At 70.5% G+C, this 12,556-nt stretch carries 11 protein-coding genes and 1 pseudogene; 6 read left to right on the top strand and 6 right to left on the bottom strand.

Annotated features, from left to right (window positions below; translation table 11 throughout):
• The first annotated feature begins 4 nt into the window (after window positions 1-4).
• The gene (locus ACFWGZ_RS14510; RefSeq protein WP_382451971.1) at window positions 5-1,585 is read left to right on the top strand and encodes a sulfatase-like hydrolase/transferase; all 1,581 of its coding nucleotides are present in this window, start codon (window positions 5-7) and stop codon (window positions 1,583-1,585) included.
• Here the strand turns inward: ACFWGZ_RS14510 and ACFWGZ_RS14505 are convergent, their stop codons facing one another.
• The 4 genes from ACFWGZ_RS14505 to ACFWGZ_RS14490 form a co-directional block, all read right to left on the bottom strand.
• Window positions 1,586-2,104, bottom strand: a complete 519-nt coding sequence (locus tag ACFWGZ_RS14505) for a DinB family protein (protein ID WP_382451970.1) — start codon at window positions 2,102-2,104, stop codon at window positions 1,586-1,588. It abuts the gene before it with no gap.
• A gap of 161 nt (window positions 2,105-2,265) precedes the next feature.
• A complete protein-coding gene (locus ACFWGZ_RS14500; protein WP_382451969.1) occupies window positions 2,266-2,454 on the bottom strand; it encodes a hypothetical protein in 189 nt (62 codons plus the stop codon).
• Window positions 2,455-2,490: 36 nt separating this feature from the next.
• Window positions 2,491-3,411 (bottom strand): prenyltransferase/squalene oxidase repeat-containing protein, encoded by a 921-nt coding sequence (locus ACFWGZ_RS14495; RefSeq protein ID WP_382451968.1) that lies wholly within the window; start codon window positions 3,409-3,411, stop codon window positions 2,491-2,493.
• Window positions 3,412-3,501: 90 nt separating this feature from the next.
• Window positions 3,502-4,632: a nitrate/nitrite transporter gene (locus ACFWGZ_RS14490; protein WP_382451967.1), complete on the bottom strand. Its 1,131-nt coding sequence runs from the start codon at window positions 4,630-4,632 to the stop codon at window positions 3,502-3,504.
• Between the two features lie 89 nt (window positions 4,633-4,721).
• Between ACFWGZ_RS14490 and ACFWGZ_RS14485 the strand changes: the two genes are divergently transcribed.
• The 3 genes from ACFWGZ_RS14485 to ACFWGZ_RS14475 are packed head-to-tail and all read left to right on the top strand — an operon-like array spanning window position 4,722 to window position 7,239.
• Window positions 4,722-5,207, top strand: coding sequence for a phosphatase PAP2 family protein (locus ACFWGZ_RS14485; RefSeq protein WP_382451966.1), 486 nt, complete (start codon window positions 4,722-4,724; stop codon window positions 5,205-5,207).
• Window positions 5,204-6,595: a sensor histidine kinase gene (locus tag ACFWGZ_RS14480; protein WP_382451965.1), complete on the top strand. Its 1,392-nt coding sequence runs from the start codon at window positions 5,204-5,206 to the stop codon at window positions 6,593-6,595. The genes ACFWGZ_RS14485 and ACFWGZ_RS14480 overlap by 4 nt, the downstream gene beginning before the upstream one ends.
• The gene (locus ACFWGZ_RS14475; protein WP_382451964.1) at window positions 6,592-7,239 is read left to right on the top strand and encodes a response regulator; all 648 of its coding nucleotides are present in this window, start codon (window positions 6,592-6,594) and stop codon (window positions 7,237-7,239) included. The genes ACFWGZ_RS14480 and ACFWGZ_RS14475 overlap by 4 nt, the downstream gene beginning before the upstream one ends.
• A 98-nt stretch (window positions 7,240-7,337) precedes the next feature.
• On the opposite strand, the gene ACFWGZ_RS14470 is transcribed toward ACFWGZ_RS14475, so the two are convergent.
• Window positions 7,338-8,918: a cation acetate symporter gene (locus ACFWGZ_RS14470; RefSeq protein ID WP_382451963.1), complete on the bottom strand. Its 1,581-nt coding sequence runs from the start codon at window positions 8,916-8,918 to the stop codon at window positions 7,338-7,340.
• A 3-nt stretch (window positions 8,919-8,921) separates the two neighbouring features.
• On the bottom strand, window positions 8,922-9,338 hold the full coding sequence (locus ACFWGZ_RS14465; RefSeq protein WP_382451962.1) for a DUF485 domain-containing protein: 417 nt from the start codon (window positions 9,336-9,338) through the stop codon (window positions 8,922-8,924).
• Between the two features lie 274 nt (window positions 9,339-9,612).
• On the opposite strand from ACFWGZ_RS14465, the pseudogene ACFWGZ_RS14460 reads away from it, so the two are divergent.
• Together ACFWGZ_RS14460 and ACFWGZ_RS14455 are read left to right on the top strand one after the other, a co-directional pair.
• Window positions 9,613-10,941 (top strand): annotated as a pseudogene (locus ACFWGZ_RS14460) (OFA family MFS transporter); the annotation flags it as partial.
• A 220-nt stretch (window positions 10,942-11,161) separates the two neighbouring features.
• On the top strand, window positions 11,162-12,556 hold a 1,395-nt coding region (locus ACFWGZ_RS14455), incomplete at its 3' end, for a nitrate- and nitrite sensing domain-containing protein (RefSeq protein WP_382451961.1).

Raw genomic sequence — 12,556 nt, 5'->3', positions numbered from 1 at the left:
TGCGGTGAGGACGTTGCTGCGACGGACGGCCACGGTGCTGGCGGGGCTGTTCGTGTTGTTCGTGCTCATCGCGCCGAGCGATCTGGAGAAGTTCACGCCCGAGGCGTTCCTGCGCGTGCCGCTCGAAGGCCTCATCGGCGTGATGGTGTTCGTGCTGCTGCCGGACCGGTTCCGCAAGCCCGCGGCGATCGCCGGCGGTGTGGCGCTCGGCCTGTTCGCGGTCGTGAAGATCATGGACATCGGGTTCGACATGGTGCTGTACCGGCCGTTCGACCTCGTCCTGGACTGGCCGCTGCTCGGGCCCGCCGTCGACTTCGTGGACGTGACGTTCGGCCGGTTCGCCTCCGTGCTCGCCATCGGACTCGCGGTCGCGCTGGTCGCCGGGATCGTGTGGCTCGCCTCGGTTTCCGTGCTGCGCCTGGGTTCCGTCGCCGCCGGACGGCGTCCCGTCGCGATCCGCGCGGTCGCGCTGACGGCCGTGGCGTGCGTTTCCCTCGCCGTGCCGGGAATCCCGGTCTACTCCGACGCCGCCGCGACGGCGCTGGTCGACCACGCCCGGCGGGTGAAGGTCGGGCTGCACGACCAGGAGGCGTTCGCGGCGGAGGCCTCCGTGGACGCGTTCCGCGGGCGCACCGACCTGCTGTCCTCGTTGCAGGGCAAGGACGTCGTGTTCACCTTCGTGGAGAGCTACGGCAAGTCGGCGCTCGACATGCCGGACGTGGCCGCGAAGCTCGCCCAGGGCGACGACCGGCTGAAGGCCGCCGGCTACACCGCGAAGTCCGCCTACCTGACCTCCCCGACGGCCGGGGGCGGCAGCTGGATGGCGCAGGCGACCCTGCTGTCCGGGCTGTGGATCGACAACCAGCAGCGCTACCGCAACCTCGTCGCCTCCGACCGGCTCACGCTGCCGCGCGCGTTCCGCGAGGCGTCGTGGCGTTCGGTCGGGGTGGTCCCCGGCATCACGCAGGCGTGGCCCGAGGGGGACTTCTTCCACTACAACGAGATCTACGACGCCGCGGACCTCGGGTACAAGGGCCCGCGCTTCGGCTACGCGACGACGCCGGACCAGTTCACCCTGGAGTCGTTCCAGCGCAACGAGCGCGCGAAGCAGCACGGCCCGGTGATGGCCGCGATCCCGATGGTGTCCTCGCACGCGCCGTGGTCGCCGACGCCCGACTCCGTCGAGTGGGACAGGCTGGGTGACGGCTCGATCTACTCGGCCATGCCCGCCTCGAACGACCCGCCCGAGTCGATCTTCGGCCGCGACCCGGCCGCCGTGCGCGCCGACTACGCGCACTCGATCTCGTACTCGCTCGAGTCGGTGGTCTCGTGGATCGAGCGCTACGGCGACGAGAACCTCGTGGTGGTGTTCCTGGGCGACCACCAGCCGGCCCAGATGGTGACCGGCGAGGGGGCGTCGCGGGACGTGCCGATCACCGTCGTGGCCAAGGACCCGGCAGTCCTGCAGCAGGTCGAGCCCTGGGGGTGGGACGACGGGATCAAGCCGGGAGGGACGGCCCCGGTGTCGCGGATGAGCGACTTCCGGGACCGGTTCCTCTCGGCCTTCAGCCCTGCGAAGGCCTGATCAGCCCATCGTCTTCTGGCCGTCGATCGTCTCGCGGATGATGTCCGCGTGCCCCGCGTGCTGCGAGGTCTCGGCGACGATGTGGACGAACACGCGCCGCGCCGACCACGTCTTGCCCTCGGGGAACCACGGGGCCGACGGCAGCGGGTGCGAGAGGTCTAGGTCGACGGTCTCGACCAGCTTGTCGGTGTGGGCCGCGACCTCGTGGTAGCGGGCGACGAGGCCCTCCAGCGTCTCGCCGTCGGCCATGCGGAAGTTGGCCTCGTGGTTCTCGTAGGCTTCCGAGCCGGGGTCGGCCTCCATCGCCGAGGTGCCCTGCTCGATGAACCTGACCCAGTTCTCCTCGACCGCGCAGACGTGCTTGATCAGACCGCCGATGCACAGCGCGCTCGCGGTCGGGCTCGACGCCGCCTGCTCGTCGGTCAGACCCTGCGCGGTGAACGTCAGGAACCAGCGGTGCTGCCGGAGGGTCTCGAGCAGGTCCGCACGCTCGCCGGTGAGGATCTCGGTGGTGGTCATCGTCCAGTCCTTCGCTCGTGTGTCCCGACACAAAGGACTCTAGGACGACTTGAGGTCAGCTTGTGTCCTAGACGAGCGCCCGCTCCAGCGGGACTCGAGCGCGGTTCGAGCGATCCGGCGCTGACCTCGTCGTCACTCCCGGCGATTCATCCGAAAGGGAGTCACGACTCGAGGTAGCCGTCGTCCGGGCGGTCCACCCGGCCGCCACCCTCCTCGGTCTCCTCGATGTGCATCGCGGTCTCCTCCGGCGCGGTGACGTGCTCGCCGTCCTCGGCGACCGCGATGGCGTCCGGCTCGTCGTCGACGGGCTCGCCGCCGCCCAGAGGGGTCGTGAACTGGTGCTCGGTCATGCCCCCGTGGTTTCCGGCGAGCCGGTCGCGCAAACGTCAGCGCAGGGTCGCGAGGTTCGCGCCGGTCAGTCCCAGCACGGCCTGGGCGGTCGCGCGCGGGGCGTTGGCGGGCGTGAAACTGGACGCGTCGAACGCGATCGCGCCCGCGTCCGGTCCCGTGCGGACCTGCAGCGACTTCAGGTAGTCGCGCGCCCTCACCCGTGCGGAACCCTTCACCACCTGGGCCGCGAGGCCGGTGCTGTTGGCGTTCGAGCCGCCCTGCGCGCCCGGGAACCCGCCGTCGGCCTGCTGCCTCGACCCCAGCCACGTGACGGCCCGCGAGGTCGGCCTGCCCTGCGCGCGCAGCGCCTGGACCGCGATGGCGGTGGCGTCGACGTCGCTCACGCACGGCGAGGCCTCGAACGTGACGGGGAAGCCGCCGTCGGGGCACTGGCTGCCCGCGAGGTAGGCGGCGCCCCTCGCGTCGCGTCCCAGCGCGAACAGGGCGTAGGACTGCGTGAACGCGTTGGAGAAGTCGCCGAACGCCGACCGGTCCGAGAACCGTCCAGAAGGCGCCTGCAACGCCCTCAGCCCCGCGATCAGGTCCACCCCGCCGAACGCGCGCGGGTTCTCGCCCTCCACCCGTGCCGCGACGGCCAGCTTGGCGTGCGCACCGGCGTACGACTCGCCGTCCGTGCCCAGGTAGGCGCCGGCGATCTCGGGCCTGGCGAGCCACGCGATGGCACGGGCGGCGTTGCCGTCGGCGGTGCGGGCGGCGGCGAACGCGAACACCGCGTCGATCGTGAGGCCCTGGTCCGGGTACTTCACGCCGCCGAACTCGGTCTCCAGCCGTTCACCGTCGGCCATCTGCCGCGCGAGCCACCCGGCGGCGGCCTCGGCACGAGGAGGGGTTCCCGCGGACGCGGGGGTGACGACGAGGCAAGCGCCGAGCACCGCGGCGGCGATCAGTTTCTGCACGTGCCCGACCTTCTCATTCCGGGCCGCACGACCGGTGCGTTTCGGGAGACTTCCCCCGTGAGCCGGACGAGGGCGGTCCGGCGCGGACGACTACGACGACCTGGTCCTGAGCATGGCGAGCGCGCCCGCCACCGGCCCCGGCACGAGCAGCAGGAACGCGTAGCGCCAGGTCACGACCTCGGCGAACAGCGGAACCAGCTGGATGCTGACGACCGTCAGGCCGAACCCGGCGGCGGTGAGCGCGGTGAGCGCCGTCCCCACGTAGCGCGGGTCGGCGACCTCGCTCAGCGCCGCCGAGAACACCCCGGAGTCGGCGATCACCGCCGCGCCCCACACCGCGCAGAACGCGACCAGCAGCGGCGTTCCCCAGGCCAGCGGTGACAGCAGGCAGCACAGCCCGCTCGCGGTCAGCGCCCCGACCGCGGCGGGCGCGCGCCCGAACCGGTCGGCCGCCCAGCCGCCGGCCAGGCAGCCGGCGAACCCGGCCACACCCATCGTCAGGAACACCGTGAGCCCGGCGGGTGCCCGTGAGCTGAGCAGGAACGTGGGCAGCCACGTCCACAGCGCGTACAGCTCCCACATGTGGCCGAAGTAGCCGAGGTTCACGAGCCGCGGCCCGCGCTCGCGGAACATCTGCAGGGCGTAGCGCGGGTTGAGCTGCGCGGTCGTGGCGGTCACGAACGGGCCCGGCCGCACGCACAGCAGGGCCACGACCGCGCCGGCGAACGCGATCAGGGCCGCGCAGACGAGCACCTCGCGCCACGGCAGCCGCCCGAACACGTGCGGGAGCGCCGATCCGAGCGTCAGCGCCCCGATCAGCACGCCGAGCGCCCGGCCGCGGTCGCGGGGCTGCGACCAGGACGCCATCAGCTTCATGCCGACCGGGTAGACGCCCGCGAGCGCCACGCCGGTGAGGAACCGCAGCGGGACGGCGGCGCCGAGCCCGCTCACGGCCAGCCCCAGCACCAGGGTGAGGGCGCCGCCGGCGGCCGCGGAACCCGCGAGCAGCAGGTGCGGGCGCACCCGGTCGGCCAGGTTGAGCACGGTGGAACCGACCGCGCCCACGACGAACCCGAGCTGGACGGACGCGGTCAGCCAGACCGCCGCGCCCGCGCCGATGCCCCACTCCTGCCGCAGCGACGGCACGACCGCCGACATCGAGAACCACACCGCGAGGCCGAGGACCTGGACGAGCGCGATGGCCCCGCGTCGGATCAGCACGCGAGCATTGTGAACCCTGTCGAAAGTAAAGGCCCGCCGGTTCCGAACGGCAGAGGTGCGCGAGACCCGATCTTCGTAGGTTCGGCTGGGTGACCTGGCTTGTGATCGGCACCGACGCGGTGCTGGGCGTGTTCGCGTTGATGTTCCTGGCGTTGTGGTTCCGGCACCGGCTGAGGGCCTTCCTCGCCGGCGCCGGTGTGGTGGTGGCCTACGCGGTCAGCGAGGTCGTGAAGCTCGTCGTGCAGGAGGAGAGGCCCTGCCGCACCGCGCCTTCGCTGGCGCCGTGCCCGGAACCGGGTGACTGGTCGTTCCCCAGCAACCACTCCGTCATCGCCGGCGCGTCCGCGATGGCGATCTGGGCTCTGCACCGCACCTGCGGGTGGGTCGCGGCGGTGTGCGCGATCGCGGCGGCGTCGTCGCGCGTGATCGTGGGCGTCCACCACGTGCACGACGTGCTGGCCGGACTGACGCTGGGAGCGTTGGTGTCGTGGGGAATCGCCGTGGTGCTGGACAGGCGTGCACGCGCCTCCCGCCAGGACGACGCGCCGACGGTGGTGCTGCAGCGGCTGCGATGATGGACGCCGTGTGGGAGACCCTGCTCTACCTGGTCCTCTTCGTCACGGCGTTCGCGTTGGTGCGCAAGCGTCCCGCGGTCGCGCTGGGCACCGCGCTGGGGGCCTGGCTCGTCTGCTACCTCATCAGCGTCGAGTTCGACCTCGAGGTGCTCGCGCTCGCTCCCGCACTGGCACTGCTCAGCTTCCTCGCGGGCCGGCACGCGGAGGACCCGCGGCCGACCGCGATCGCCCTGACGATCGCCGAGGTCGTCGGCGTCGTCGTCGCACTGACCGAGCGCGGCGGGTCGGACACCGCGCTCGCCGTCACGTCCGGCGTCGGCGTGCTCGGCGTGATCCCCTGGGCGTTCGGCAGGTTCCGCCGCCGCTACGCCGATCTGCAGGAGGTCGGCTGGGAGCACGCGGCGCTGCTGGAGCGCGACGCCGACAACGCCCGCGGCGCGGAACGGACGCGGCTCGCGGGGGAGATGCACGACCTGGTGGGCCACGAGCTCGCACGGGCGGCGTTGCTGGTGGGCGCTTTGGAGCTGGAACCCACTCTCACCGCGCACCAGCGCGAGGCGGCCAGGACCGCCCGCGCCAGCGTGACGGCGGCCGCGGAACGGCTGGCCGACGTCATGCAGGTGCTGCGGGCCGACGAGGACGAACCGGTCGCCACCCTGGAGGAGGTCGTCGCCCGCAGCGGCCTCCGCGTCGAGCTCGTGAACGGCCGCCGGACCGCGATCGACGGCATCATCGCCCGCACGGTTCACCGCGTGACCGCCGAGGCGTTGACGAACGTGATCAAGCACGCCCCCGGCGCGCGCGTCACCGTCACCCTGACCGCGAACCTGGACCTGCGCATCACCAACGGCCTCGCACCCCGCACGCACGCCGTGGGCAGCGGCAAGGGACTTCTCGGCCTGGCCGAACGCGTGGCGCTCGTCGGCGGCTGGTTCGAGGCGGCGCCGACGGACGAGGGCGGCTTCGAAGTGCGCGCGAAACTCCCGGAACGCCCGCTGCCGCGCACCACGCCGACGCACGTCCGTCGCGAAAGGACGGAGGAGGAGATCCGCAAGAGCGCGCGCAGGACCGTGCTGATCACGTCGGTCGTGTGCGCGGGGATCGCCATCGGCGTACCGGGCTACATGGTGTTCGACGCCGTGACGTCGGTGCTCACCGCGCAGCAGTTCGAGCAGGCGGCGATCGGCCGGGACGAGGAGGAGCTCGACCTCCCGCTGCGCACCAGGGTCGACAACCCGCTCGGCGTCGGCACACCGGAGGACGCCGAGTGCCGCTACTACAGCACGCACGCCAACCCGTTCGACTCCACCCGCCACGACCTGCACCGGCTGTGCTTCCGGGATGATCGGCTCGTGTCGAAGACGTGGCTCGTCAGGAGGACCGGGTGATCAGGGTCGTGCTGGCCGACGACGAGCCGGTGGTCCGGTTCGGCGTGCGAGCGGTGCTGGCCACCGCCGGCGACATCGAGGTGGTCGCCGAGGCCGAGAACGGCAGCGCGGTCATCGACCTGGTCGCCCGCCACCGGCCCGACGTGGCGGTGCTCGACATCCGGATGCCGGTGCTGGACGGGCTGGACGCGGCTCGGGTGATCCGCGAGTGCCACCCCTCGACGCACACCCTGGTGCTGACCACCTTCGCCGACGACTCGTACATCAGCCGTGCGCTGGGGGAGGGTGCTTCGGGGTTCGTGCTGAAGACCGGGGACCCGCTGGAGATCCTCGCCGGGGTGCGGGCTGTCGCGTCCGGGGGCGCCTACCTGTCGCCGCTGGTGGCCCGGCGGGTGGTCGACCAGTTGTCCCTCGCCCGGCCCCGGCCGGTGGCGCGGCAGCGGATCGCCGGGCTGACGGTGCGGGAGCGGGAGGTGCTCGGGCTGGTGGGGGCCGGGCTGTCCAACGCCGAGATCGCTGCCCGGATCCACGTGGTGGAGGGGACGGTCAAGGTCTACGTGAGCACGATCCTGCGGGCGCTCGGGGTGAAGAACCGGGTCCAGGCGGCGATCATCGCCCACGAGTCGGGGATCATCCCGGAGTGAGCCCCGGGTTCCGCCTGGCTGGGCGGGGTTCCGGGGTGGGTGCGTCGGGCCGGCGTGGCTGGTTCCGTCGGGGCACCGTGCCCGCCGTGCCCGCTGCGTCAGGCCTTCGCGCCGATGCCCGAGATCGCGCGCACTTCCATCTCCGCCGCCAGCGCCGCCTTGTCCTCGTCCGGCTTCGTGAAGATCGTCGCCAGGAAGCCGCACAGGAACGAGAACGGGATCGACACGATGCCCGGGTTGCCCAGCGGGAACCACGCGAAGTCGATGTCCGGGAAGATCGACGTCTTCGCCCCCGACATCACCGGCGAGAAGATGATGAGCAGCAGGCACGAGCCCAGGCCGCCGTAGATGCTCCACAGGGTGCCCGTGGTGTTGAAGCGGCGCCAGAAGAGCGTGTAGAGGATCGTCGACAGGTTCGCCGAGGCCGCCAGGGCCAGGGCGAGGGACACCAGGAACGCCACGTTCTGGCCGTTCGCCGCGATGCCGCCGATGATCGACAGGATGCCGACCACCACCGCGGTGAGGCGGGCCACCCGGATCTCGCGGCGGGGTTCCGCGTTGCCGCGCTTGATGACGTTCGCGTACACGTCGTGGGCGAACGAGGCCGAGGCGGCGAGTGTGAGGCCCGCCACCACCGCGAGGATCGTGGCGAACGCCACCGCCGAGACGATGCCCAGCAGGACGGCGCCGCCGATGCGGAACGCGAGCAGCGGGGCCGCCGAGTTCTCGCCGCCCGGTGCCGCGGCGATCTCGTCGGAGCCGACCAGGGCCATCGCGCCGAAGCCGATCACCAGGGTGCACAGGTAGAAGATGACCATCGTCCAGGTCGCCCAGACGACCGAGCGGCGGGCTTCCGAGGCGTTCGGCACCGTGTAGAAGCGCATCAGCACGTGCGGCAGGGAGGCGATGCCGAGCACCAGGGACAGGGCCAGCGAGACGAAGTCCAGTTTGGACATCGCGCTGAAGCCGTACTTGGCGCCGGGGTCGAGCACGGCGGCGCCCAGGTCGTTGTTCTCGCTGGCCTGCTGCATGATCGCGGACAGGCTGAAGCCGAACTTGCCCAGCAGGAAGACCGACATCAGCGTCACGCAGAGCAGCAGCAGGACGGCCTTGATGATCTGCACCCAGGTCGTGCCCTTCATGCCGCCGAGCAGCACGTAGAGCACCATGACCATGCCGACCAGCGCGATCAGGATCGCCTGGCCCCACTTCGAGGTCACGTTGAGCAGCAACGCGATCAGGCCGCCGGCGCCCGCCATCTGCGCGATCATGTAGAAGAACGAGATCACCAGGGTCGCGTTCGCCGCGGCCGCGCGGACCGGGCGCTGGCGCATCCGGAACGCCAGCACGTCGCCGACGGTGAAGCGGCCCGTGTTGCGCAGGCCCTCCGCGATCAGCAGCAGGCCGACGAGCCACGCGACGACCCAGCCGACCGAGTACAGGAAGCCGTCGTAGCCGTGCGCCGCGATGCCGCCGGAGATGCCGAGGAACGACGCGGCGGACAGGAAGTCGCCGGACAGCGCCACGCCGTTCTGGGCGCCGGTGAACGAGCTGCCCGCGGCGTAGTAGTCCGACGCCGTCACGTTGCGGCTGCTGAAGCGGTAGACGATGTACAGGGTGATCAGGACGAACACCGCGAAGACGCTGAGGTTCAGCACCGGGTTGCCGGTGGTGGGCATGCCTTACTCCTCGACGCCCGTCATCTCGGCGAGCAATTTCCGCTGCGGGTCCAGCCGTCGCTTTGCGTAGCGGGCATAACCGAGCGTGATGATGATCGAAGTCACAAACTGGCTCAAGCCCAGCAGGATGCCGAGGTTGATCACACCGATCACCTTGGTGCTGACGAAGTCTTTCGCGTACGCGGACAGCAGCACGAAGGTGAGGTAGGACGCGAGGAAAAGAGCGGTCATCGGGAAGACGAACGTCGTGAGACGACGACGGAGGTTCCTGAATTCGTCGGTCTGCCGAATCGCCTCGAAGTTCGGTTTGCCGTTCGAATCGACGTACGACAAAGTCTCGGGGTCGTCGAACGACGCGAAACCCCGGATTTCCCGGTACTCCTGCAGCGTTTCGCCAGGCGACCGGATCGCCTTGGTCATGTGGCCCTGCCCCTCGTGTGCGGCGCTCACTCTAGCGCCCTCACGTGTGCAGTCAACGTGCGCGCGCGTCCGGAAACGGTCCAAACCGGACCAAACCCGGACTGAGGTCGGGAAATCCATTCGTCTCAAATGGTGTGTCGCCGGGGTTGTGCTGCGATGATCACCACAAGTTGCGTCGTGTGCAACGGCGATCGACAGGTCCAGGCCGTTGTCGCACGTGTGCACCTGGCCTAGGATCGGCCGGTCCGCGTTTTTGGTGACGGTTGGGGATAAAGTGGGGTTCTTAGCGCGCGAACGCCAAGTCGCGCCTCCCGGATGGAACCGGTGGCTCGTTCCGCCCGCAGCACTGGCGATTCATCTCTCCATTGGTCAGGCGTATGCCTGGAGCGTCTTCAAGACGCCGCTCGAGAAATCGCTCGGCATCACGGGAACGCAGTCCGCGTTGCCGTTCCAGCTCGGCATCGTGATGCTCGGCCTCTCGGCCGCCGTCCTCGGTACGACCGTGGAGCGCAGGGGCCCGCGCTGGGCCATGCTGATGTCGCTGATCGCCTTCTGCTCCGGTCTGCTGATCTCGGCGGTCGGCGTGTGGGCGGGTCAGTACTGGGTCGTCGTCGTGGGCTACGGCCTCGTCGGCGGCATCGGCCTCGGCATCGGCTACATCTCGCCGGTCTCGACGCTGATCAAGTGGTTCCCGGACCGTCCCGGCATGGCGACCGGCATCGCGATCATGGGCTTCGGCGGCGGCGCGCTGATCGCCTCGCCGTGGTCGACCTCGATGCTGACGGCGTTCGGCTCCACCACGTCCGGCATCGGCCAGGCGTTCCTCGTGCACGGCCTCGCCTACGCGGTGTTCATGAGCCTCGGCGTGCTGCTGATCCGCCTGCCCTCCCCCGAGTTCACCGCGGAGAAGGAGGCGCTGCTCAGGGACAAGCCCAACAAGGCCACCGTCACCCACAACGTCTCCGCGAACAACGCGATCAAGACGCCGCAGTTCTGGCTGCTCTGGGTCGTGCTGTGCTTCAACGTCACCGCGGGCATCGGCATCCTGGAGAAGGCCGCGCCGATGCTGGTCGACTTCTTCAAGGAGTCGTCGACGCCGGTCGCCGCGACCGCCGCCACCGGTTTCGTCGCGCTGCTGTCGGCCGCGAACATGGCGGGCCGGTTCGTCTGGTCGTCCACTTCGGACGTCGTGGGCCGCAAGAACATCTACCGCCTCTACCTCGGCGTCGGCGCCCTGCTCTACCTGGTGCTGCTGACGGTCGGCTCGACGAGCACGCCGCTGTTCGTCATCGCGGCGATGGTGATCCTGTCGTTCTACGGCGCGGGCTTCGCGACCGTTCCCGCGTACCTGCGCGACCTGTTCGGCACCTACCAGGTCGGCGCGATCCACGGCCGCCTGCTCACCGCCTGGTCGGTGGCCGGTGTCCTCGGGCCGCTGATCGTCAACGCCATCGCGGACGCGGGCAAGAAGGCGGGCCACGTCGGGCCGGACTTGTACGCCACGTCGTTCTACATCATGATCTCGCTGCTGGTCGTCGGTTTCGTCGCGAACGAGTTGATCCGCCCGGTCGACCCGAAGTTCCACGAGCCGAAGGCAACCGCGGGGGCCACCGAGCCGTCCTCCCAGGCGGACGACGGGTCGGTCGCCAAGTGGAACGAGGCCGAGGCCGCGGAGACCACCGAGAAGCAGGAAGAGTCGGAAGGCGTGGTGAAGAAGTGAGCTCCCAGCGCTTGTTGCTGATCGGTGCGTGGCTGTGGGTGGGCATTCCGCTCGCCTACGGCCTGTACCGGCTCTTCCTGAACGCGGCCAAGCTCTTCGTCTGATGTTCACCGCGCTCGTCAACTGGCGCAACTGGCGCCTGCCGGTGAAGCTCGCCGCGGTGTTGATCGTTCCGGTCACCATCGCGGTGGGCGCCGGCGTCGTGCAGATCCAGTCGCACATCGAACGCGCCGAGTCCTACGCGGCGCTGCAGCGGCAGGTCCAGGTCCGCTCCGCGCTGATCCCCGTGATCGGCGGCGTGCAGGCGGAACGGCGGATCATCGCCGAGGGGGCCGACCGGCAGAACCTCCTCGACCAGGTGCGGCGCACCGACGAGGCCCGCGCGCTGCTGCGGGACCAGGTCGGCAGGACCTCGCTCAGCGAGGTCGTGAACGCCCGCCTCGACGACGTGCAGGACCGGATCGGCGACCTCACCGCACTGCGGGAACGCACCGACGACGCCCCCGCCGTGGTCAAGGCCTACACCGAGCTCACCGAGTCGCTGCTCGACGTGGACGAGGTCCTCGCGAGCGAGTTCGGCGACGCCGCGCTGCTGCGCACGGCGATGGGCCTGCACCACGTGCTGCACGTGCAGGAGCAGGTCCTCTACCAGCAGGCCGTCGTGCTGACCGGGCTCGGCCGCGGCCAGCTCGTCCAGGCCGAGGTGCGCTCGCTCGTCGAGTCCAACGTCAAGCTCAGCTACATCGCGGGCGAGTTCGCGGCGCTCGCCACCCCGGACCAGCTCAAGGCCTACGGGACCAAGTTCAACGGCCCGGACATCGAGGCCCAGCGCAAGATGCTGGCCGCCGCGCTGCTGCACCCCACCGCGGACGCCCAGCCGGCCGGCCGGCCCGCGGGCAGGCTCCCGCTCTCGTCCGCCGACTGGAGCAAGGCCTCCGGCGCCGTCGTGACGTCGCTGAACAGCGTGGTCGACGGCATGCAGACCGACCTGCGCGACACCGCGGACCGGCTGCGCGACGAGACCAGCGACGCCGCCGGCGCGGCCGCGGCGCTGCTGTTCGCGAGCCTCATCGTCGCCGCCACCGTCGGCTTCGTCGTCGGCCGCTACCTGCTGCGGTCGCTGAACGCCCTGCGCCGCTCCGCGCTCGACGTGGCGTGGGAGAAGCTGCCCGAGATGGTCGCGACCGGCCGCGGCAACACCGAGATCGAACCCGTGCCCGTCACCACGACCGAGGAGTTCGGCCAGGTGGCGCGCGCGTTCGACGAGGTGCACCAGCAGGCCGTGAAGTCGGTGCTCGAGCAGTCGGAGATGCGCGCCAACATGCGCAACATCTTCGTGAACCTCTCGCGGCGCAGCCAGAGCCTCGTCGAACGCCAGCTCAAGCTCATGGAGGAGCTGGAGAAGTACGAGGAGGACCCGGACCAGCTCGCGAACCTGTTCAAGCTCGACCACCTGGCCACCCGCATGCGCCGCAACAACGAGAACCTCATGGTGCTC

It is taken from the genome of Lentzea sp. NPDC060358, assembly GCF_042725365.1.
Lineage (GTDB): Bacteria > Actinomycetota > Actinomycetes > Mycobacteriales > Pseudonocardiaceae > Lentzea.
The sequence above is the reverse complement of the archived record's forward strand: the minus strand, read 5'-3'. Positions and strand labels throughout refer to the sequence as shown.